Raw genomic sequence first — 21,715 nt, forward strand, 5'->3', positions numbered from 1 at the left:
ACCGACGCCTACAGCCCCAGCGCCGCCGATGTGAAGGCTCTGCGCGAGCGGACCGGCGCGGGCATGATGGACTGCAAGAAGGCCCTCGTCGAGGCTGGCGGCGACGTCGACCAGGCGATCGAGATCCTGCGCAAGAAGCAGGGCAAGCGGATCGAGGACCGCGGTGAGCGCGTCGCGTCCGAGGGCACCATCCAGACCTACATCCACTCCAACGCCAAGGTCGGCGTGCTGGTGGAGGTCGACTGCGAGACCGACTTCGTCGCGCGCAACGAGGACTTCATCGCGTTCGCGAAGGACATCGCGCTGCACATCGCGGCGGCCAACCCGCTCTACGTGAGCGAGGCCGACGTCGACCCGGCCGCCCGCGACAAGGAGGCCAAGGTCTTCGAGGAGCAGGCCGCCGACAAGCCGGAGAACATCCGCCCGAAGATCGTCGAGGGTCAGCTGCGCAAGTGGTACGAGGAGATCGTCCTCCTCAACCAGCAGCACGTGAACCAGGACAAGTACGAGGGCAAGACGATCCAGCAGATCCTGAACGACACCGCCGCGAAGACCGGCGAGAACGTCCAGATCCGCCGGTTCGCCCGCTTCGCGGTCGGTCAGTAGCCCGCCGCGAGTGCCCGCGTTCCAGCGGATCCTGCTGAAGCTGTCGGGGGAGGCCCTCATGGGCTCCCTCGACTACGGCACCGATCCCGACCGCGTGCGCGCCATCGCCACCCAGATCGCCGAGGTCCAGCGCCAGGGCGTCGAGGTGGCGGTGGTCGTCGGGGCCGGGAACATCTACCGCGGCCTCCAGGGCGCCGCCACCGGCATGGACCGGGCGACCGCGGACTACATGGGCATGCTGGCGACGGTGCTGAACGCGCTGCAGCTCCAGGACGCGCTGGAGAAGCAGGACGTCCACACCCGCGTCCAGTCGGCGATCCAGATCCAGGAGGTCGCCGAGTCGTACATCCGGCGCCGCGCGATGCGCCACCTGGAGAAGAAGCGCGTCGTGATCTTCGCGGCCGGCACGGGCAACCCGTTCTTCACCACCGACACCGCCGCGGCGCTGCGCGCGGTCGAGGTGCGGGCCGAGGCGATCCTCATGGCCAAGAACGGCGTCGAGGGCGTCTACTCGGGCGACCCGAAGACCGACCCGGACGCCGAGTTCATCCCGCAGATCTCGCACATGGACGCGCTCCAGCGCGGGCTGCGCGTGATGGACTCCACGGCGCTGACGCTGTGCATGGAGAACCGGCTCCCGATCCACGTGTTCAACATGGACGACGAGCGGAACATCGAGCGGATAGTGTCCGGCGAGCGTGTGGGCACCCTGGTGACGAGCGAGACATGACCGAGATGACCGACGAGCTCCTGGCGGACGCCGGCGAGCGCATGACGAAGGCCGTGGAGTCGACGGCCAACCAGTTCGGGACGGTCCGGACCGGCCGGGCGAACCCGCACCTGCTCGACCGCATCATGGTCGACTACTACGGCGCGGTGACGCCGCTCAAGCAGCTCGCGACGCTGTCCGCGCCCGAGCCGCGCCTGCTCACCGTGACGCCGTACGACAAGACGGCGATGAAGGCGATCGAGAAGGCGATCCGCGACTCGGACCTGGGGCTCAACCCGTCGAACGACGGCAACGTGATGCGCCTGTCGGTGCCGGAGCTGACCGAGGAGCGCCGCAAGGACCTCGTCAAGATGGCCCGCCACATCGCCGAGGAGGGCCGCGTCGGCATCCGCAACGTCCGCCGTGACGTGATGCAGGACCTGCGCGAGCTCAAGAACGAGGGCGAGCTGGGCGCCGACGAGGAGAAGCGCGCGGAGGGCGAGCTGCAGAAGCTCACCGACGAGCGCATCGCCGAGCTCGACGGCCTGCTCAAGACCAAGGAAGCCGAGATCCTCGAGGTTTGAGCCCCCGGTACGTCGCCATCATCACCGATGGCAACGGACGCTGGGCGCAGCAGCGCGGGCTCCCGGTGCTCGAGGGTCATCGCGCGGGAGCCGACGTCGTCAAGGCGCGGCTCCGCGATGCCGTCGAGCTGGGCGTCCGCGAGCTCACCGTCTACTCGTTCTCCACGGAGAACTGGAACCGCTCCCCCGAGGAGGTCTCGGGGCTCATGTCGATGTTCGCGGAGAAGATCGTCGACGAGACCCCGGAGCTGCACGAGGAGGGCGTCCGCATGCGCTTCCTCGGCCGCCGCGAGGGCGTCGAGCCCGAGCTGGTCGAGCAGATGGAGTGGGCCGAGGCGAAGACCGCGGCCAACGACCGCATCACGTTCTTCATCGCGTTCAACTACGGCGGACGCGCGGAGATCGTCGACGCGGCCGCGCGGTACACGGGCGGGGGCGAGGAGGCGTTCGCCAAGCTCCTGTACGCGCCCGAGATGCACGAGCCGGACATCGTGATCCGGACGTCCGGCGAGGAGCGGCTGTCGAACTTCCTGCTGTGGCAGGCGGCGTACTCGGAGCTCGTCTTCGCGCCGGAGCTGTGGCCCGACTTCGACCGCGCGGCGTTCGAGCGCTGCCTGGGCGAGTTCGGCACGCGCCAGCGCCGGTTCGGGGGGCGGTAGGGCGTGGGCGACCTCGGCGGCCGCATCGCCGCGGCGATCCCCGCCGGGGTCTTCGCGATCTTCATCGTCGTGCAGGGCGGCTGGTGGTTCGCCGCCGGCGCCGGCGTGCTCGGGCTGATCTGCCTGCACGAGCTCTACGGGATGCTCGCGCAGGTCAAGCCCGCGCGGATCGCCGGGTTCGCGGCGCTGATCGGGCTCGTCGTCGCGGCGATGCTGGGCGAGCCGTCGACCGTGCTCCTCGTCGCCGTCGCCGCGATCCCCGTCACGTTCGTGCTCACCATCGCCGGGCCGTCGTCGCAGGGCGGCATCTTCGGCATCGCCGCGGTCCTGCTCGGCGTCTTCTGGGTCGGGCTCGCGATCGCGCACGCGATCATGCTGCGCGAGCTGCCGCACGGCGACGGGGTGCTGGCGAGCGTGCTCGTCGGGACGTTCGCCGCCGACACCGGCGCGTACTTCGGCGGGCGGGCGATGGGGCGGCGCAAGCTCGCGCCGTCGATCTCGCCGAACAAGACCGTCGAGGGCCTGGGGTTCGGCATCTTCACCGGTGTCCTGGCCGTGTGGATCGCCGGCTGGTACCAGGACTGGATGTCGGGCACGGACGCGCTGATCCTCGGCGCCGCGGTCGCGGTGATGGCGCCGCTCGGGGACCTGTTCGAGTCGTTCATCAAGCGCGACGTGGGGACCAAGGACACCGGCAAGCTGTTCGGTGCGCACGGCGGTGCGCTGGACCGGCTGGACGCCGTGCTGTTCACGCTCGTCGTCGGCTACTACGTCTGGAAGGCGCTGCTGCCGACATAAGTGACATCGACCGAAGGCCGAGCTTGCGAGGCCGGAGGTGCGAAACACGATGTCACCGAAGGCCGAGCGTTGCGAGGCCGGAGGTGCGAAACACGATGTCACCCGTCCACCGACCACGTACCGGCGCGCTCGAGGCGCTGTCCCGGGAGATCCTCGACACCGCGCACGACGCGTTCGTGTCGGTCGACGCCAGCGCGCGGATCGTGGAGTGGAACGCCGCGGCGGAGCGGATGTTCGGGTGGACGCGCGAGGAGGCGGTCGGCCACGACGGGATCGAGCTGCTCGTCCCCGAACGGCACCGGTCCGCGACCCGCGCGAGGATGTTCGCGCGGCTGTCGGAGGCGGAGGCGTACCGCGGCGGCGGCCGGCAGCTGCGTGCGCTGCGCCGGGACGGCAGCGAGCTCGAGGTGCAGGTCTCGGTCGCTCCGCTGCGCACGCGGACGGCGCTCTACTTCAACGCGTTCGTCCGCGACGTCACCGAGCAGCGCCGCGCCGAGGTGCACCGGCACGAGCTGGAGGCCGTCCGCGCGGTGGCGACGGACGCGATCATCACGCTCGACGGGGCGGGGATCGTCACCGGCTACAACCAGGCCGCCGGGCGCCTCTACCGGCGCGCTGCGGCGGACCTGATCGGGCGCCCGTCGAGCGAGCTGGGCCCGGCGCTGCACAGCGAGGAGCACCGCCAGCTCATCGGCGAGGTGCTCGCCTCCGGCCGCTCGTGGGTCGGCCGCTCGCTGCAGATCCCGCGCGACGACGGGACGACGTTCCTCGCCGACCTGCACATCACGCCGGTGGTCGACGACGAGGGCGTGATGGGCGGCTGCGCGATCGCGGTGCGGGCGCTGAGTGAGGACCACGCCGGCGGCGAGGCCGCGGCGCTGAGCGAGGAGTGGCGGCTGGCGGTCGAGCGCGCGGCGCTGCGGGGCGACGGCATCCAGATCGTCTTCCAGCCGATCGTCGACCTCGCGCGCGGCGTGGTCGCGGGGTACGAGGCGCTGTCGCGGTTCACCGGGCCGCCTACCGCGCCGCCCGACCAGTGGTTCGCAGTCGCCAGCGCGCTGGGGCTCGCGGGGGCGCTGGAGGCGCGGGCGATCGAGGCGGCGCTGGCGCGGCGAGCCGACCTGCCGGCGAACTGCTTCCTGACCGTGAACGTGTCGCCGCACGCGCTGGGGACGCCGGAGGTGCAGGAGGTCCTGGCCGCTGCGCACCCGCTCGGCGGCGTCGTGGTGGAGATCACCGAGCAGAGCCACGTGTCCGACTACGACGAGCTGGGCGTGCGGCTGGACGAGCTGCGCGCGGCGGGCGCGCTGATCGCGGTCGACGACGCCGGCGCGGGGTACGCGTCGCTGCGGCACGTGGTCGCGATCCGCCCCGACCTCGTGAAGCTCGACCGCTCGCTGGCCGACGGGGTGGACCGGGACCCGGCCAAGGCCGCCGCGGTCGAGATGCTCGGCGGGCTCGCAGGTCGGCTCGACGCGTGGCTGCTCGCGGAGGGGATCGAGCGTGAGGCCGAGCTCGACACGCTGATCGCACTGGGCGTGCCGCTGGCGCAGGGCTACTTCCTCGCGCGCCCGGACGAGGCGTTCACGGCGCCGGCGCCCGAGCTGGCCGCCCGGCTCGCCGCGCGGGCGCGGGTGGTCAGCGGCGCGGTCGAGGAGCTGATGGAGGCGGTCACGACCGTCGGGCCGTCGCGCGACGGCGTCTGCGCGCTGTCCGACGGACAGGAGTTCGCCGTGGTGGTCAACGCGGTCGGCCAGGTCCGGGCGGTGCTGCACCGCGACGGCTGCGAGCGGCCGGCGATGGTGGTGCTGCCGCAGACGACGGCGAAGGACGCGGCCCTGCGCGCGCTCGCGCGGCCCGCCGCCACCCGCTTCGACCCGATCGTCGTGCACGACGAGCTGGGCCGCGTCATCGGCGCGATCCGCTTCGAGCGGCTCGTCGCCCGTCTCGCCGCCGACGCCTGATCGGCGAGCGTCTGCGCGCCAACGATCACGTGCGGTTTGCCACGCGCGCGATGGGGTACACGTCGCCACGGCGACATGGGGTGGTCGCCAGGCGCATCCGCCGAACGCCGGCAGGGCGGCCGGCGCACGGCACCGACACGGCGCGGCTGGCTCCGGGGGGACGCCAGCCGCGCTCTCGCGAGCCGTGTGGAGATTCAGCTCGCGTGAAGGTGGCGGCCTACCCTGTCGGACGTGTCTCGCCGCCGTCTTCTGATCCTCGGCTCGACCGGGTCGATCGGCACCCAGGCGCTCGACGTGCTCGAGCGCAGCGAAGCCTTCGAGCTGGTCGGCCTGTCGGCCGAGCGGTCCGCCGAGCAGCTCGTCGAGCAGGCGGTCAAGCACGGCGTCGGGCGCATCGCGCTGGTGGACCCGGAGGCCGCCGCGCGGGCGCAGGAGCTGTGGACCGACGGGGAGGTGCTCGTCGGGGCGGAGGGGCTCGTCCGGCTCGTGCTCGAGTCGCAGGCCGACCTCGTGCTCAACGCGCTGGTCGGCAGCGCGGGGCTCGGGCCGACCGTCGCGACGCTGGGCGAGGGGATCGATCTCGCGCTCGCCAACAAGGAGTCGCTGGTCGTCGGCGGCGAGCTCGTCATGGCCCTCGCCGAGGCGACCGGGGCGCGGGTCATCCCGGTGGACTCCGAGCACTCCGCCCTCCACCAGCTCCTCGACAGCGAGCCGGCCGGCTCCGTCACGAAGCTCGTGCTCACCGCGAGCGGCGGGCCGTTCCGCGGGCGCACCCGCGCCGAGCTCGAGGGCGTGACGGTCCAGGAGGCGCTCAACCACCCCACGTGGGCGATGGGCGGCAAGATCACCATCGACTCCGCCACGCTGATGAACAAGGGCCTGGAGGTCATCGAGGCCCACCACCTCTTCGGCACCCCGTACGACCAGATCGACGTCGTCGTGCACCCGCAGTCGATCGTCCACTCGTACGTCCTGCTGTGCGACGGCGCGTCGCTCGCGCACCTCGGCTACCCCGACATGCGCGTCCCGATCGCGTACGCGCTGCACCACCCCGAGCGTGTCGACCTGCCCCTCAAGCCGCTCGACCTCGCCGAGATCGGACAGCTCACCTTCGAGCCCGTCGACACCGACGCGTTCCCGGCGCTCCGGCTCGCGCGCGAGGCGGCGATCGAGGGCGGCACCGCGCCCTGCATCCTCAACGCCGCCAACGAGGTCGCCGTCCACGCGTTCCTCAACGGCCGGCTGCCCTTCCTCGGCATCGCCGACGTCATCGAGGAGACGCTGAACGAGCTGCCGGCCGAGCCGGTGCGCGCGTTCGAGACGCTCTACGGCGCCGACCGCGAGGCGCGCCAGGTCGCCGCCGACGTCATCACGGAGATCGCCGCACGCGCATGAGCTGGGTCCTCGCCTTCGTCGGCTTCAGCCTGCTGATCGTCTTCCACGAGCTCGGCCACTTCGCCGCCGCGAAGAAGGTCGGGATGCGGGTGGAGCGGTTCAGCCTCTTCTTCGGCCGCCCGCTGTGGTCCGTCCGCCGCGGCGAGACCGAGTACGGCATCGGCTGGATCCCCGCCGGGGGCTTCGTGAAGATCAGCGGGATGAACCCGCACGAGGAGCTGCCCGAGGAGGTGCAGCCGCGGGCCTACTACCGCCAGCCGGTGTGGAAGCGCCTCGTCGTCATCGGCGCCGGCCCGCTGGTCAACCTCGTGCTCGCGTTCCTCATCTTCTTCGTCTTCTACTGGGCCAACGGCGTCGTCGACCGCTCCGACACGACGGTGGCCGAGGTCCAGGCCGGCTCGCCCGCCGCGGGCGTCCTGCAAGAGGGCGACAAGATCGTCGCCGTCGACGGCAAGGAGGGCGACTTCCCCGTCCTCGCCGCGCAGATCGGCACGCACAAGTGCGAGGGCGACCAGGTCGACGGCTGCGTCGCGGAGGAGCCGGCGGAGCTGACGATCGTCCGCGACGGGCAGCGCCGGACCGTCGAGATCTCCCCGCGCTACTCCGAGGAGCAGCGGCGGAGCCTCGTCGGGTTCGCCGCCGGGCCGGGCGAGCAGATCGCCCTCGGGCCGGGCGGCGCGGCGGAGCAGAGCCTGGACACGATGTGGACCGTCACGTCCGAGACGGTGAAGGTGATCGGCCGCCTCTTCTACAGCCCCGAGGCGCGCGACGAGGTCTCCGGCATCGTCGGCTCCTACGAGACGACCCGCCAGTCGTTCGAGGTCGACATCGAGCAGGCCGTGCTCATCCTCGGGCTGATCTCGCTCTCGCTCGCGGTCATCAACCTGCTGCCGCTGCTGCCGCTCGACGGCGGCCACATCTTCTGGGCGCTGGCCGAGAAGGTGCGCGGGCGCGCCATCCCGTTCGGCCTCATGGAGCGCGCCAGCGTCGTCGGGTTCGTGCTCATCCTGCTGCTGTTCTTCATCGGCCTGGAGAACGACGTCGACCGCCTGCGCAACGGCGGGTTCGACGTCCGGTAGCGCGCGGTCAGGCGGGAACCTCGATCGACGCGACCCCGCCGTCGACGTGCAGCTCGGTCCCCGTCGTGAAGGTCGCCTCCAGCGCGAGGAAGATCGCGGCGCGCGCCACCTCGTCCGGCGTCCCGAGCCGCCGCATCGGCGTGGCGGCGACGCCGGCCTCCCGCAGCTCGCGGCGCTCGGCGTCCGCGATGCCGGCGATGCCGAACGTCGGCGTGTCGATGTAGCCCGGCGCAACGGTGTTGACGCGGACGCCGTCGCTGACGAGCTCGGCGGCGAGCGAGCGGGCGAAGGCGCGGACGGCGGCCTTCGACGCGAACGGGACCGCGCCGCCGGGGAACGCCAGCGCGTCCATCAGCGTCGTGAACACGATGCCGCCGCCGGAGCGGACCTGCGGGACGAGGGCCTGCGCAGCGAAGAACGCCCCCTTGGCGTTGACGTCGAACTGGCGGTCCCACGACGCCTCGGTCACGTCGGCCAGCGGCTCGTCGCGTGCGACGCCGACGTTGACGAAGAGCGCGTCGACCTCGCCGACCTGCGACGCCAGCGCGGCACGGTCCTCCGCGCGGGTGACGTCGCTGACGAGCACGGTCGCTGCCGTCCCCAGCGTCGCCTCCGCGGCGCCGGCGTTCGCTGCGCTGCGGCCGGTCACCACGACGTGCGCACCGTCGCGCAGGAGCTGCTCGGCGATCGCGAGGCCGATCCCGTGCGTGCCGCCGACCACGACGGCGCGGCGCTCGGCGTACCGCTGCTGATCCGTTCCCATCGTTCGTACCTACCTTTCGTAACTTACGATGGGTAACCTATAGCACCGATGGCACAGCGACTGACCAAGGAGGCTCGGAGGGCGCAGCTGCTCGACGTCGCCTACGCGATCGTCAAGCGTGAGGGCACCGACGCGCTGACCCTTGCCCACCTGGCCGAGCGCGCCGGCGTCAGCAAGCCGATCGCCTACAACCACTTCGGCACCCGCGCCGGTCTGCTGGCGGCGCTGTTCGAGTGGTTCGACACCCAGCAGATCGCGCGGATGCGGGCGGCGATGGCGAGCGGTGGCGACACGCTGGATGCCGCAGCCGGCATCGCGGCCGCCGGCTACCTGGACTGCCTGGTCGGCGACGGCCCGGAGTTCGAGGAGATGAGCGCGGCGCTGCTGGCCTACGACGAGACGAAGGACGTCCTGCGCGAGTCGCGCGAAGCGTTCGCCGACGCCTACCGCGAGGTCTTCGCGCCGTACGTCGCGCTGGACGACGCCCAGGGGCGCGCGGTGCTCAGCGGACTCGTGGGCGCTGCCGAGGCGCTCGCACGCGACATGCACGACGGCACGGTCGCGCGCGATGTCGCGATCGCGACGCTCGCGGAGATGATGCGCGCGACGCTCGAGCGCCATGCCGCCGCTGCCACGGCGGACCAAACCTGACGGTGCCGTCACTCCTGTAGCTTGCCGCCTCAGGGTTCTGGTTCCTGAGGGGAGAGCTACATGGAGAGCAGCACCGCGGAGCGCGTCACCACCTCGTCGCCGCAGGACGGCGTCGTGGGCGAGACGGTGATCGCCGCGTTCCACAAGACGGTCGAGCGGGCCGGTGACGAGGTCGCCTTCCGCACGGTCGACGACAGCCAGACGGTGACGTGGGCGCAGCTGCGCGCGCGGGTCGACGCGCTCGCCGCCGGGCTGGCGAAGCTGGGGCTGCGGCACGGCGACACCGTGGCGCTGATGTTCCCCAACCGCATCGAGTTCCACCTCGCCGACCTGGCGGTGCTGACGGCGGGGGGCACGCCGGTCTCGCTCTACGCCACGTCGTCGCCGGAGCAGATCGCGTACGTCGTCGGCGACGCCGCGTCGAAGATCGCGATCATCGACGAGCAGTTCGCCGGCCACTTCGCCGCCATCCGCGGCGACCTGCCGGCGCTCGAGCACGTCGTCGTCGTCGGCGGCGAGCCCGCGCCCGACGGCTTCGTGAAGCTGGAGGACGTCGAGGCCGACCCGGACCCGTCGTTCGACGCGCAGGCGTCGGTCGCGCAGATCACGCCCGACGACCTGGTCACGCTGATCTACACGTCCGGCACGACGGGCCCGCCGAAGGGCGTGGAGCTGTCGCACCGCAACGTCGTGCGGTCGGTCGAGGGCCTGCTGGAGGTCATGGACCTGCGCGGCGGCCGCGTCATCTCGTGGCTGCCCAACGCGCACATCGCCGAGCGCCAGGCGCACCACTACGTGCCGGTCTGCCTCGGCATCCAGGTGACGATCTGCCCGGATCCGCGGAAGATCGGCGAGGTGCTCCCGCAGGTGCACCCGACGTGGTTCTTCGCGGTCCCGCGCATCTGGGAGAAGATGAAGGCGGGCCTGGAGGCCAAGCTCGGCGCGGCGCCGCCCGAGCAGGCCGAGGGCGTGCGCAAGGCCCTGGACGCGGCGATCCAGAAGGTGCGGCTCGAGCAGGCGGGCGAGCCCGTCCCGGCCGAGCTGGCAGCGGCGGTCGAGCAGGCCGACGCGAACCTCTTCGTCCACCTCCGCGGCGCGCTCGGGCTCGACCAGCTCGTCGCCTGCAACGTCGGCGCGGCGCCCACGCCGGCGGAGGTGCTCGTGTTCTTCCACGCGATCGGCATCCCGATCGCCGAGCTGTGGGGGATGAGCGAGACCTGCGGCTACGGCACCACCAACCCGCCGAACGGCCGCATCAAGATCGGCACCGTCGGCCCGCCGTCGCCCAACAGCGAGATCAAGCTCGCCGAGGACGGCGAGGTGCTCGTGCGCGGCGCGTTCGTCACGCGCGGCTACCGCAACCTGCCGGACAAGACGGCCGAGGCGCTCGACGCCGACGGCTGGCTGCACACCGGCGACATCGGGCAGCTCGACGAGGACGGCTACCTGAAGATCGTCGACCGCAAGAAGGAGCTGATCATCAACGCGGCCGGCAAGAACATGTCGCCCGCGAACATCGAGGCCGAGGTCAAGTCCGCGGGGCCGCTGATCGGCCAGGCGGTCGTGATCGGCGACGCGCGCCCGTACAACACCGCGCTGATCGTGCTCGACGCCGACGGCGCGCCGGCCTACGCGGCGAAGGCCGGCATCGGCGAGGGCCTGTCGCTGGAGGAGCTCGCCGAGCGCGAGGAGATCCGCGCGGCGGTCGAGGCGGAGATCGAGAAGGCCAACGCCAAGCTCTCGCGGGTCGAGCAGGTCAAGCGGTTCCACATCGTCCCCGGCGACTGGATGCCGGGCGGCGACGAGCTGACGCCGAGCATGAAGCTCAAGCGCAAGCCGATCGGCGAGAAGTACGCGAGCGAGATCGAGGACCTCTACTCGTAGTCGAGGGTGTGAGCGGGCACGGGCGGGTAGTCAGCGTCCGTGCCTGACACCACGACGGAAGGATCCGGCGAGCTCCGCCGCGCGATCAGCGGGCGGATGCTCCTGTTCTTCATCATCGGCGACGTCCTCGGCGCCGGCATCTACGCGCTCGTCGGCGAGGTCGGCGGGCGTGTCGGCGGCGCGATCTGGACGGCGTTCGCGGTCGCGCTCATCCTCGCGATCTTCACCGCGTTCGCGTACGCCGAGCTCGTCACGAAGTACCCGCAGGCGGCCGGCGCCGCGCTGTACGTCAACAAGGCGTTCCGGCGGCCGTTCTTCACGTTCATGGTCGCGTTCGCGGTCATGTGCTCGGGTCTGGCGTCCGCGGCGACGCTGGCGACGGCGTTCGGCGGCGACTACCTGTCGGAGTTCGTGTCGCTGCCGACCGTGCTCGTCGGCCTGGTGTTCATCGCGGTGATGTCGCTCATCAACTTCCGCGGCATCAAGGAGTCGGTCGGGCTCAACGTCGGGCTGACGGTGATCGAGATGGCCGGCCTGCTGCTCGTCGTGCTGATCGGCGCGGCGGCGCTGTTCTCCGGGGACGGCGAGCCGTCGCGCGCGCTGGAGTTCAAGGACGGCGAGTCGGTGCCGCTGGCGATCATGGCCGGCGCCGGGCTCGCGTTCTTCGCGCTGATCGGCTTCGAGGACTCGGTGAACGTCGCCGAGGAGGCCCGGAACCCCCGCCGCGACTACCCGCGCGCGCTGTTCGGCGGCCTGCTCGTGGCGGGCACGATCTACCTGCTCGTGACGGTGATCGCCTCGATGGTCGTCCCGACCGGCACGCTCGCCGACTCCGACGGGCCGCTGCTGGAGGTCGTGCAGGTCGGGCCGCTGGCGATGGACACGAAGGTCTTCAGCGCGATCGCCCTGTTCGCGCTGGCCAACGGCGCGCTGATCAACCTCATCATGGCCTCGCGGCTGGTCTACGGCATGTCGCGCGAGGGCATCCTGCCCGCGGTCTTCGGCCGCGTGCACCCCGGACGCAAGACGCCGTACGCGGCGATCGTCTTCACGGCGGCGATCGCGGCGGCGCTCGTCATCACCGGCAACCTGTCCGACCTGGCGGACACGACGGTGCTGCTGCTCCTGCTCGTGTTCGCGGTGGTGAACGTCAGCGTGCTCGTGCTGCGCCGCGACGAGGTGCGCCGCGACCACTTCCGCGCGCCGACGATCCTGCCGGTGATCGGCGCGATCGTGTCGGTGGCGATGATGACCACCAAGGACGCGGAGATCTTCGCGCGCGCCGGCGTGCTGCTGCTCGTCGGGGCGGCGCTGTGGGTCCTGACCTGGTACGCCCACGGGCGCCACCAGTCGTCGATGGACACCGGCGTGCTGCAGACGGTCAGCCGGCCGGACTGACGTGCGCGCGCGTCACCGCGCCGGGTGACGGGGCGCCGAGGAGCGTGAGCGCGAGGCGCAGCTCGTCCTGGACGAGGCCGAGGACCCGCCGTGCGCCCTCCTCGCCGCCGCACGCCAGGCCCCAGAGGATCGGGCGGCCGAGGAGCACGGCCCTGGCGCCGAGCGCGAGCGCGACCGCCACGTCGGTGCCGCGCCGCACGCCGCCGTCCATGTAGACCTCGACCTCGTCGCCGACCTCCTCGACCACCGGCGGGAGGAGGTCGAGCGAGGCGGGCACGCCGTCCAGCTGGCGGCCGCCGTGGTTGGAGACGATCACCGCGCCGGCGCCGTGGTCGACCGCGCGGCGCGCGTCGTCGGGCGCGTGGACGCCCTTGACGATCACCGGCACCGGCGACTCCTCCACCAGCAGCTCGAGGTCGCGCCACGTGAGGCTGCGGTCGACGAGCCCGAAGAACTCCTGCGGCGTGGGGCAGCGGTTGCCGCCCAGCGCGGCGCGGATGCCGGGCATGTCGATCTCGGGCGGGACGGCGAAGCCGGTCCTGAGGTCGCGCTCGCGCCGGCCCGCGCGGGGCGCGTCGACGGTGAGGACGATCGCCTCGAAGCCGTGCTCCACCGCCTCCTCGACGAGGGAGCGGGACACCGCGCGGTCCTCGAGGATGTAGAGCTGGAACCAGCGGCGGGCCGCGGGATCCGGCGGGATGTCGGCCGGGCGCGAGGTCGCCAGCGTCGAGAGCGTGTAGATCGTCCCCGCGTCCGCGGCGGCGCGCGCGGTCGCCGGCTCGCCGTCTGGGTGCGCGAGGCGGTGCAGCGCGGTCGGGGCGACGAGGACGGGCATGGAGATCTCGCGGCCGAGGACCGTCGTCGCGGTCGTGACGGCGCTGACGTCGACCAGCGCGCGGGGGAGGAGGCGGTGGCGCGCGAACGCGGCGACGTTGTCGCGCAGCGTGCGCTCGTCGCCCGCGCCGCCGGCGAAGTAGCCGAGCACGCCGGGGTCGAGCAGCTCCGCGGCGCGCGCCTCGTAGTCGGCGACGTTGACGAGCTGCTCCAGCTCCGACCGGGACCCGACGGCCATGCGAGGCACACTACGGAGCCGTGACCGCCGCCGCCACCGAGAACGTCTTCCCCGCCGTGCGGGCCGCGCTGCCGGCCGAGATCGAGCTGCGCTCCGTCCCTCGCGACGGCACCGGGCTCGAGGGCGTCGAGCTGCTCGTCGGCGGCTGGATCACGCGCGCGATGATGCAGGCGCTCCCGGACGCGCCGCAGCTGCGCGTCCTGCAGACGATGTCGGCGGGGACCGACCACATCGAGCCGCTCCTGCCGCCGCACGTGACGCTGTGCAACATGCGCGGCGCCCGCGACGTCCCGGTGGCCGAGTGGGTCGTCGGCGCGCTGCTCGGCGCCGCGAGCGGGCTGCTGGAGGCGACGCGCTACGCGGTCTGGCGCGACGGGGTGCGGCCGTACGAGGTCGCGGGCTCCACCGTCGTGATCCTCGGGCACGGATCGATCGGCCGGGCGGTGGAGGAGCGGCTGGCGCCGTTCGGCGCGCGCGTCGTCGGCGTGACGTCGCGCACCGCCGGCGACCTCGACGCGCTGCTCCCGCAGGCCGACGCGCTCGTGATCCTCACCCCGCTGACCGACGCGACGCGCGGGATGGTCGACGCCCGCCGGCTGGCGCTGCTGCGCGACGGCGCGCTGGTGGTCAACGCGGGCCGCGGCGCGGTCGTGGACACCGCCGCGCTGGTCGCGGAGACGTCCGGCGCGTCCGGCCCGCGCCTGCGCGCGGTCCTCGACGTCGTCGACCCCGAGCCGCTCCCGCCCGGCCACCCGCTCTGGTCCGCCCCCGGCGTCCTCGCGCTCACCCCGCACCACGCGGGCGACAGCGAGGCGGCCGAAACCCGTGCCGCGGCGTTCGCGGCGGACCAGATCGTCCGCCACGCCCGCGGCGAGCCGCTCCTCAACGTGGTGCGGGCCGGCGGACGCTGATCCAGGACTTGGTCAGCGGGCCGAGCCGCTCGGGCACGGCGGGGCCGAAGAGCGACTCGAGCTCGCGGCGGCGCAGCAGGGAGATGTCCTCCCAGTCGCCCGCGACGCCGTAGCGCCAGTACGGGCGGCGCACGCGCGGCGGGAGCCAGTGCGCGAACGGGAGGAGCGCGTGCGGCTCGACCGGGAAGGAGAACGCCGGCGTCTGCACCCACCAGCCGCGCGCGACACGGCGCACCTCGGCCGCGAAGGCCGCCCGCTTCGCCGGCGGCACGTGCTCGATCACCGACGACGAGTACGCCAGGTCGAACGCGCCGTCGTCGAACGGCAGGCGCACGGTCGCGTCCGCCTGCACGAACGGCCCCGGGTAGTCGGGCCGGTCGGCGAGGTCGGTGCCGGTGATGTCCAGCTCCGGCTCCAGCGCGCGCAGCCCGAGCGCGCCGCAGCCCACGTCGAGGATGCGGAACGACGCGTCGGCGCCCGTCAGGCGCCGGAACTGCTCGTGGCGCCGCGCCCGCGCCCGGGCAGCCAGCCGCGACCCGAGCGTGCTGCGCAGCCCGGGCCGGGCGGTGCCGTAGACGTCGGTCAATCGCTGAGGAAGAGGTTCAGCAGCGAGATGAAGATGTTGAGGACCGAGACGAAGATCCCCGTCGCCAGCCAGACGACGTCGTCCTCGGTCGCGTGCCGGCGCGTGTAGTTGAAGTCGACCATGATCAGCAGCGCCGACGCGGCGAGGATGATGATCGAGATGAACGGCGAGAGCGTCCCGAGCCCGCCGAAGATCAGCGCGCCGAGCGACACGACGACCGCGCCGAGGACGATGAAGCTCAGCGGCTTCATCCAGCCCGACAGGTCCTTGTCCAGGACGAACCCGATCGCCGCCATGCCCAGCACCGTGAGGGCGGTGATGCCGATGGCGCTCGTCAGCGCGCCCGGCTCGACGTCGGCGGCGTAGCCGATGACCGGGCCGAGCCCGAGGCCGATCAGCAGCGCCAGGCCGCACAGCCAGCCGATCCCCAGCGGGCCGCGCCGGACGGCGTCGACGAACCACGTGACGATCAGCATGCCGAGGCCCGCGAAGGAGCAGATGCGGGCGGTGCCTTCCTCGAGATCCCGGCCGATGACCGAGCCGAGCGCCGCGAAGCCGATCGCGACCGACACCAGGAAGAGGACCTGCCCGAGCACGCGTGACGTGCTCCGTGCAGCGGTTGCCTCGTACGGATACGTGCTCATGGCGCAAGGGTACCTGCGCGGGCGGCGGCCGCGCATCACACGGACGTGCGATTCCGTCAGTGCAGGAGGTCGCGGCGCATCGCCTCGGCGACCGCCGCGGCGCGCTCGGACACGCCGAGCTTGCCGTAGAGCGACTGGAGGTGCGTCTTGACCGTCGCGGGGGAGAGGTGCAGCCGCCCGCCGATGTCGGCCACCGACAGCCCTTCGGCGACCAGCCGCACGACCTGCAGCTCGCGCTCGCTCAGCGGCGGCTCCTCCGCCCGGCTCAGCGCGCGCAGCTGGTCCGACAGCGCCGTCCCCGCCTCCGCGCCGAGCATCAGCTGCCCGCGCGCGACGCCCTCGATCGCGCGGATGATCTCCTCGCCGCCGGCGTCCTTGGAGAGGAACCCGCTCCCGCCGGCGCCGAGCGCCTTGTGCACCAGGTGGCCGTCCGAGTAGGCGGAGATGAACAGCACGCGCGTGTCGGACCCCTCGCGCGCGAGGTGCTTGGCGACCTGCGGCCCGTCGAGCCCGGGCATGCGGATGTCGAGCACCGCGACGTCGGGCGCGCGCTCGAGGATCTCCTGCAGCGCCGTGCGGCCGTCCTGGGCCTGGCCGACCAGCTCCAGGCCGTCGGCGTGGCGGACCGTGTCGGCCAGCGCGGCCCGGAAGAGCGGGTGGTCGTCGGCCACGAAGACCGTGGTGCTCATGCGGCGCGCTCCGTCCGTTCGGGCTCGGCCGGGAGCCAGGCCTCGACGCGCGTCCCGGTGCCGGGCGTCGAGGTGATCGTGCACCAGCCGCCGGCGAGCTCGGCGCGGTAGCGCATCGTCGCGACGCCCAGGTGGCCGTCGGGGAGCCGGTCGAACCGCTCGGCCTCCGCGCCCACGCCGTCGTCCTCGACGCACAGCATCACCCCGCCGCCCGACCAGCGGACGACCGTCGTGACCGTGCTCGCGCGCGCGTGCTTGTACGCGTTCGTCAGCGCCTCCTGCGCAATCCGGTAGACGAGCGTGCGCATCTCGATCGCCGGCTGGGGGACGAGCCGGTCCTCCAGCCGGTGCTCGAACCCGGCCTCCTGCGCGAGCGGCGCGACCGTCCGCTCCAGCGCGGCGCCGACGCCGCTCTCCAGCTCGGGCGGCGCGACGCTGAACAGCAGGCGGCGCAGGCGCGCGGTCGCCTCGCGCACGTCGCGGCGCAGCGCGTCGAGCGCCACCGGCGAGCCCTCGCGGGCCTGCGCCGCCGCGCGCTCCAGCCGCAGCCCGACGGCGCTCATGACCTGCACCGAGTCGTCGTGGATGTCCGCGGCGATGCGCTGGCGCTCGAGCTCCTGCGACTCGACGATGCCGGCGAGCAGCCGGTCGCGGTGGGCGTTCGCCTGCTCGAGCGCGTCGAGGCTCTCGCGCAGCGCCTGCTCGTACTGCTCCTCGCCGGTGCGGTCGACCATCGTCACGACCACGCCGTCGGGGCCCGCCTCGTCGCGCAGCGGCGCGACGGTCATCTCGATCACCAGCCCGTGGCGCAGCTCCAGCCGGTCGACGCGGCGGGTGACGCCGTCCGCCAGCGTCGCGCGCACCGCCTCGGCGCCGCGCGGCGTGGTCAGGGGCGAGCCGGTGAGCGGGTTGCGGCCGAGCAGCTCGTCGATCTCCACACCGACCAGGCGGGCGGCGGACTCGTTGGCCGACGTCACGGTCCCGTCCGCGGCGAGGCTGATGATGCCCTCCTCGATCGACTCCAGGATCAGCTCGGTCTGGCGGAGCACGCGGCGCAGCTCCGCCTCGGCGGTCTGGCGCTCGGTGACGTCGTGGACCGTCCCGACGAGCGTCACCGGCTGGTCCTCCTCGTCGCAGACCACGTGACCGTGCGCCTGGACGACGCGCTGCGCGCCGTCGGAGCGCTCGATGCGGTAGACGGTCGCGAACGGGCGCAGCTCCGCGATCGACCGGCTCAGCTGGCCCCGCACCTCCGCGCGGTCCTCGGGCGGGATGAGCTCGAGCGCCTCGTCGAGCTCGATCCACTCGCGCGCCGGCAGGCCGAAGATGCGGTACATCTCGTCGCTCCAGCGGGCGCGGCCCGAGCGCAGGTCGTACTCGAAGCTGCCGGTCTTGCCGGTGCGCTCGACGGTCGCGAGCCGGTCGTGGAGCGACGGGACGTGCGGGTGGACGCTGTCGCGCTCGCCGGCGCGGCGCACGACGACGCCGAGCCGTCCGTCGGTGTCGAGCGGGACGACCTCGCCCGCCAGCGCGGTGATGCGGCCCTCCAGCGCGTCGGTGATCGTCTCCTGGAACTGGAGCGGCTCTCCGCGCTCGCGCACCAGCGCGTCGCGCGCGGCGCGGCCGGCGGCCGCGAACGGGTCGACCAGCTGCTCGTCGGTCGCGCCCGCGATGGCCGACCTGCCGACCCGGTGCATCGCCGCGAACGCGTCGTTGGCCCAGCGGTATCGGCCCTCTTCGTCCTTCCAGGCGACGCCCGTCGCCACGCGTTCGAGCAGCGCTCGAAGCGGCTCGCTCTCGTTGAGCTCCCCCACAACACCTCCAACGTCGAGGTGCCCCGTTCACTGCGCGTCTACACGCGCCAATGTGCGCTCGTACACTGCCCTCTGATGGCTTCCGAGCGGCAGATCGACGTGGGCGGCGTCAAGATCGGTGGCGGGGCGCCCGTCGCGGTCCAGACGATGACCAAGACCGAGACGGCGAACCTCGACGCCACGATGCGGCAGATCCGCACCGTCGCGGAGGCCGGCGCCGACCTGGTGCGCTGCGCGGTGCCGCGCGAGCAGGACGTCGAGGCGCTGAAGACGATCGTGCGCGAGTCGCCGATCCCGATCATCGCCGACATCCACTTCAACCACACGCTGGCGCTGAAGGCGCTGGACGCGGGCGCGCACTGCATCCGGATCAACCCGGGCAACATCGGCGGGCCCGAGAAGGTCGCCGAGGTCGTCGCGAAGGCCAAGCAGCTCGGCACGCCGATCCGCATCGGCGTCAACTCCGGCTCGCTGCCCAAGCACCTGCGCGACCTGGAGTTCACCGACCCGGTCGAGGCGCTCGTCACCGCCGCGATCGAGACGGTGGAGCTGATGGAGTCGTTCGACTTCGACAACTTCAAGATCTCGATGAAGTCGACGTCGGTGCCGAACACGATCGCGTCGAACCGGCTGCTGTCCCAGCGCATCCCGTACCCGCTGCACCTCGGCGTGACCGAGGCGGGCACGAAGTGGTCGGGCTCGCTGAAGAGCGCGGTCGGCCTCGGGACGCTGCTCGCCGACGGCATCGGCGACACGATCCGCATCTCGCTCTCCACCTTCCATGCGGAGGAGGAGGTCAAGGTCGCCTGGGAGATCCTGAAGGCTTTGAAGCTCCGGGAGAAGGGACCGGTGCTGATCGCCTGCCCGACGTGCGGCCGGCTGCAGTTCGACATGGACTCGGTCGTCAGCGAGGTCGAGCGGCGCCTGGCGCAGTACGAGGACCCGATCGAGGTCTCCGTGCTCGGCTGCGCGGTCAACGGCATCGGCGAGGCGCGCCACGCGGACTTCGGCATCACCGGCGCCAAGGACGCGGGGATGATCTTCTCCAAGGGCGAGCCGCTCAAGAAGGTCCCCACCGAGCACCTGGTCGACGAGCTGTTCGCCGAGATCGACAAGTTCTACGCGCAGGGCAAGAAGCTCGTCGTCGACTCCGCCGCGGCGGCCGAGGCGGTCGAGTGGCTGGCGGAGAACGAGGACATGGACGCGATGACCCCGGAGCGCCTGGCCGCGCTCGAGAAGGAGAAGGCCGCGGCGGAAGCCGAGGCCGCGGCGGCCCGCGAGGCCGCGTCGCCGGTCGCCGGCCGGCGCTTCTCGCGCGCGTAGGCCCGCCCGCGTAGGGTTCGCGGCGTGCTGCTGTCGCGCGCCGTGCTGCAGGGGATCGTCGCGGGGGAGATCGATCTCGCCTTCCGCCGCTGGACGCGTCCGACGGTGAAGGCCGGCGGGCGGCTGCGGACGGCCGTGGGCGAGCTGGCGATCGACGCCGTCGACGTCGTGGATCCCGCGACGCTGACCGAGGACGACGCGCGGCGGGCCGGCGAGCCGTCGCTGGAGGCGCTGCTCGCGCGCCAGCCGAAGAAGCACGACCGGCCGCTCTACCGCGTCGCCGTCCGGTACGCGGGGGAGGACCCGCGCGTGGCGCTGCGCGGCTCCCTCGACGGGGTGCGGGACGAGGCGCGCGCGCTCGGCGAGCGCGACGTCGCGGTGCTGCGCCTGATCGCGGCCCACCCGGCCCGCCTGGCGGCGGAGCTCGCGGAGATCGACGGCCGCGAGCGCCTGACCTTCAAGCGCCACGTCCGCCGTCTGAAGGAGCGCGGCCTGACGGAGTCGCTCGCGGTGGGCTACCGCCTGTCCGCGCGCGGCGAGGCCGTGCTGGCGGCGGTGGACGGCAGCGCGTGACGGACGCCGTCGAGCCGTTCCGCCTCGCGGTGCCCGAGGCCGAGCTGGACGACCTGCGCGCCCGCCTGCGCGCGACCCGCTGGCCGGAGCGCGAGACCGTCGGCGACTGGTCGCAGGGCGTGCCGCTGGCCGAGCTGCAGGAGATCTGCCGGGTGTGGGCGGAGGAGTACGACTGGCGCGTGGTGGAGACGGAGCTGAACGGGCTCGGCCAGGCGCGCACGGTGATCGACGGCCTCGGGATCCACTTCCTGCACGTCCGGTCGCCGGAGCCGGGAGCGCTGCCGCTCGTGCTCACCCACGGCTGGCCCGGCTCGGTGGTGGAGTTGCTCGACGTCGTCCGGCCGCTCGCCGATCCGCGCGCGCACGGCGGCGACCCGGCGGAGGCGTTCCACGTCGTCGTGCCGTCCCTGCCGGGCTACGGCTTCAGCGACCGGCCCACGGCGCCCGGGTGGGGCGTCGAGCGGATCGCCGACGCGTGGGCGCAGCTGATGGGGCGGCTCGGCTACGACCGGTTCGGCGCGGGCGGGACCGACTGGGGGACCACGGTCAGCACGCTGCTCGGCCAGCGGCACCGCGAGCGCGTCGTCGGCCTGCACCTCGTCCCGCCGCTCGCGCCGCCCGACCCGGCGACGTTCGACGACCTGACGGCGTCCGAGCGCGGCGCGCTGGCCGCGCTCGAGCACGCCGCGGAGTGGGAGTCGGGCTACTCGCGCGAGCACGCCACGCGCCCGCAGACGATCGGCTACGCGCTGACCGACTCGCCCGCCGCGCTGGCCGCGTGGGTGCTGGAGAAGCTCTGGGCGTGGACCGACGGCGACGGCCTGGCGCCGACCGTGCCGCGCCGCCGGCTGCTCGACAACCTGATGCTCTACTGGCTGCCGCGCACGGGCGCGTCCTCCGCGCGCCTGTACTGGGAGAGCATCCGCCAGGTGAACGCGTGGATCGCCGGGGACGGGCCGCCCGAGCCGGTGGACGTCCCGGTGGCGTGCACGGTCTTCCCGGCGGAGCTGCAGCGCCCGTCGCGGCGCTGGGCCGCGCGGCGCTTCCCGGACATCCGCTCCTGGAGCGAGCCCGAGCGCGGCGGGCACTTCCCCGCGCTGGAGGTGCCGGACGTGCTCGTCGCGGAGGTCCGCGCCGCGTTCCGCGCGCTGCGCCCCTAGGCCGGGCGCCAGACGTGGATGATGTCGCGCATCGAGATGATGCCCGCGACCTCACCGGCCTCGAGCACGACGAGGTGGCGGAAGCCGCCGTCGGCCATCGCATCCGCGGCGGTCGGCAGGTCCCAGTCGGCCTCGGCGTAGATCGCGGTCGTCGTCAGGTGGTCGCGGACGCAGTCGGTGTCGGGATCGCTCCCGGACCCCAGCGCCCGCACGAGGTCGCGCTCGGTGATGATCCCCGGCCCCGGCTGCTCAGGATCCAGGACCACCGCGGCGCCCACCTTGTTGGTGGTGAGGAACTCGGCGGCCTCGCGCAGCGTGCGCCCGGGGGTGATCGTGAGGACCTTCTCGGTCATGGCGTCGCGGACGTTCATCGCGACACACGATGCCCCATCGTGCGGATCGCTACACGCGTTCGAACCGGCGGAGTGCGCCGCCGCACGACGACATAGGCTT

At 72.9% G+C, this 21,715-nt stretch carries 21 protein-coding genes and 1 pseudogene; 15 read left to right on the forward strand and 7 right to left on the reverse strand.

The annotated features are described in order from the left end of the window. The first annotated feature begins 63 nt into the window (after positions 1-63). The 8 genes from tsf (at position 64) to AC1UE5_RS15725 (ending at position 7,794) form a co-directional block, all read left to right on the forward strand. Positions 64-606 (forward strand): elongation factor Ts, encoded by a 543-nt coding sequence (gene tsf, locus AC1UE5_RS15690; protein ID WP_482925748.1) that lies wholly within the window; start codon positions 64-66, stop codon positions 604-606. A gap of 10 nt (positions 607-616) precedes the next feature. Next, positions 617-1,336 carry a UMP kinase gene (pyrH, locus tag AC1UE5_RS15695; protein ID WP_482925134.1) on the forward strand — a complete coding sequence of 240 codons (720 nt, stop codon included), beginning with the start codon at positions 617-619 and terminating at the stop codon, positions 1,334-1,336. Positions 1,337-1,341: 5 nt separating this feature from the next. Continuing rightward, on the forward strand, positions 1,342-1,899 hold the full coding sequence (gene frr / locus AC1UE5_RS15700) for a ribosome recycling factor (RefSeq protein WP_482925750.1): 558 nt from the start codon (positions 1,342-1,344) through the stop codon (positions 1,897-1,899). After that, a complete protein-coding gene (gene uppS, locus AC1UE5_RS15705) occupies positions 1,896-2,558 on the forward strand; it encodes a polyprenyl diphosphate synthase (RefSeq protein ID WP_482925136.1) in 663 nt (220 codons plus the stop codon). The genes frr and uppS overlap by 4 nt, the downstream gene beginning before the upstream one ends. A gap of 3 nt (positions 2,559-2,561) precedes the next feature. Next, entirely contained in the window at positions 2,562-3,356 is a 795-nt protein-coding gene (locus AC1UE5_RS15710) for a phosphatidate cytidylyltransferase (RefSeq protein WP_482925138.1), read from the forward strand. 95 nt (positions 3,357-3,451) lie between these two features. After that, positions 3,452-5,320 carry an EAL domain-containing protein gene (locus tag AC1UE5_RS15715; protein ID WP_482925140.1) on the forward strand — a complete coding sequence of 623 codons (1,869 nt, stop codon included), beginning with the start codon at positions 3,452-3,454 and terminating at the stop codon, positions 5,318-5,320. A gap of 231 nt (positions 5,321-5,551) precedes the next feature. Continuing rightward, the gene (dxr, locus tag AC1UE5_RS15720) at positions 5,552-6,715 is read left to right on the forward strand and encodes a 1-deoxy-D-xylulose-5-phosphate reductoisomerase (protein ID WP_482925142.1); all 1,164 of its coding nucleotides are present in this window, start codon (positions 5,552-5,554) and stop codon (positions 6,713-6,715) included. Then, positions 6,712-7,794: a M50 family metallopeptidase gene (locus tag AC1UE5_RS15725; protein WP_482925144.1), complete on the forward strand. Its 1,083-nt coding sequence runs from the start codon at positions 6,712-6,714 to the stop codon at positions 7,792-7,794. Before dxr ends, AC1UE5_RS15725 begins: the two co-directional genes overlap by 4 nt. Positions 7,795-7,801: 7 nt before the next feature. On the opposite strand, the gene AC1UE5_RS15730 is transcribed toward AC1UE5_RS15725, so the two are convergent. Beyond that, entirely contained in the window at positions 7,802-8,557 is a 756-nt protein-coding gene (locus tag AC1UE5_RS15730) for an SDR family oxidoreductase (RefSeq protein WP_482925146.1), read from the reverse strand. Between the two features lie 48 nt (positions 8,558-8,605). Here AC1UE5_RS15730 and AC1UE5_RS15735 point away from each other — a divergent pair, with 48 nt between their 5' ends. Genes AC1UE5_RS15735 through AC1UE5_RS15745 form a run of 3 tightly spaced genes read left to right on the forward strand, consistent with a single transcriptional unit; the run spans position 8,606 to position 12,490 of the window. Then, complete coding sequence (locus tag AC1UE5_RS15735) at positions 8,606-9,208, forward strand: TetR/AcrR family transcriptional regulator (protein WP_482925148.1); 603 nt, start codon at positions 8,606-8,608, stop codon at positions 9,206-9,208. Between the two features lie 60 nt (positions 9,209-9,268). Then, complete coding sequence (locus AC1UE5_RS15740) at positions 9,269-11,092, forward strand: AMP-dependent synthetase/ligase (RefSeq protein WP_482925150.1); 1,824 nt, start codon at positions 9,269-9,271, stop codon at positions 11,090-11,092. Positions 11,093-11,131: 39 nt separating this feature from the next. After that, positions 11,132-12,490: an APC family permease gene (locus AC1UE5_RS15745; RefSeq protein WP_482925152.1), complete on the forward strand. Its 1,359-nt coding sequence runs from the start codon at positions 11,132-11,134 to the stop codon at positions 12,488-12,490. Here AC1UE5_RS15745 and AC1UE5_RS15750 read toward each other — a convergent pair. Beyond that, entirely contained in the window at positions 12,474-13,562 is a 1,089-nt protein-coding gene (locus AC1UE5_RS15750) for an alpha-hydroxy acid oxidase (protein ID WP_482925154.1), read from the reverse strand. The genes AC1UE5_RS15745 and AC1UE5_RS15750 overlap by 17 nt on opposite strands. A 20-nt stretch (positions 13,563-13,582) precedes the next feature. On the opposite strand from AC1UE5_RS15750, the gene AC1UE5_RS15755 reads away from it, so the two are divergent. Continuing rightward, positions 13,583-14,473 (forward strand): NAD(P)-dependent oxidoreductase, encoded by an 891-nt coding sequence (locus tag AC1UE5_RS15755; protein WP_482925156.1) that lies wholly within the window; start codon positions 13,583-13,585, stop codon positions 14,471-14,473. On the opposite strand, the gene AC1UE5_RS15760 is transcribed toward AC1UE5_RS15755, so the two are convergent. Genes AC1UE5_RS15760 through AC1UE5_RS15775 form a run of 4 tightly spaced genes read right to left on the reverse strand, consistent with a single transcriptional unit; the run spans position 14,445 to position 18,206 of the window. Further along, positions 14,445-15,059 carry a class I SAM-dependent methyltransferase gene (locus AC1UE5_RS15760; protein ID WP_482925158.1) on the reverse strand — a complete coding sequence of 205 codons (615 nt, stop codon included), beginning with the start codon at positions 15,057-15,059 and terminating at the stop codon, positions 14,445-14,447. The two genes, AC1UE5_RS15755 and AC1UE5_RS15760, sit on opposite strands and share 29 nt — an antisense overlap. Further along, positions 15,056-15,703, reverse strand: a complete 648-nt coding sequence (locus tag AC1UE5_RS15765; RefSeq protein WP_482925160.1) for a Bax inhibitor-1/YccA family protein — start codon at positions 15,701-15,703, stop codon at positions 15,056-15,058. Before AC1UE5_RS15765 ends, AC1UE5_RS15760 begins: the two co-directional genes overlap by 4 nt. Positions 15,704-15,759: 56 nt before the next feature. Next, entirely contained in the window at positions 15,760-16,392 is a 633-nt protein-coding gene (locus AC1UE5_RS15770) for a response regulator (protein ID WP_482925162.1), read from the reverse strand. Beyond that, positions 16,389-18,206 carry a PAS domain-containing sensor histidine kinase gene (locus AC1UE5_RS15775; RefSeq protein ID WP_482925164.1) on the reverse strand — a complete coding sequence of 606 codons (1,818 nt, stop codon included), beginning with the start codon at positions 18,204-18,206 and terminating at the stop codon, positions 16,389-16,391. The genes AC1UE5_RS15770 and AC1UE5_RS15775 overlap by 4 nt, the downstream gene beginning before the upstream one ends. A 72-nt stretch (positions 18,207-18,278) precedes the next feature. On the opposite strand from AC1UE5_RS15775, the pseudogene ispG reads away from it, so the two are divergent. The 3 genes and pseudogenes from ispG to AC1UE5_RS15790 all read left to right on the forward strand — a co-directional run. Then, a pseudogene (ispG, locus tag AC1UE5_RS15780) lies at positions 18,279-19,334 on the forward strand (flavodoxin-dependent (E)-4-hydroxy-3-methylbut-2-enyl-diphosphate synthase); the annotation flags it as partial. 219 nt (positions 19,335-19,553) lie between these two features. Further along, positions 19,554-20,102 carry an ASCH domain-containing protein gene (locus AC1UE5_RS15785; RefSeq protein WP_482925166.1) on the forward strand — a complete coding sequence of 183 codons (549 nt, stop codon included), beginning with the start codon at positions 19,554-19,556 and terminating at the stop codon, positions 20,100-20,102. Further along, positions 20,099-21,262, forward strand: coding sequence for an epoxide hydrolase family protein (locus AC1UE5_RS15790; protein ID WP_482925168.1), 1,164 nt, complete (start codon positions 20,099-20,101; stop codon positions 21,260-21,262). The genes AC1UE5_RS15785 and AC1UE5_RS15790 overlap by 4 nt, the downstream gene beginning before the upstream one ends. On the opposite strand, the gene AC1UE5_RS15795 is transcribed toward AC1UE5_RS15790, so the two are convergent. Then, positions 21,259-21,633, reverse strand: a complete 375-nt coding sequence (locus tag AC1UE5_RS15795; protein WP_482925170.1) for a CBS domain-containing protein — start codon at positions 21,631-21,633, stop codon at positions 21,259-21,261. The genes AC1UE5_RS15790 and AC1UE5_RS15795 overlap by 4 nt on opposite strands. Positions 21,634-21,715 lie beyond the last annotated feature (82 nt).

It is taken from the genome of Parviterribacter multiflagellatus (genome assembly GCF_056863265.1).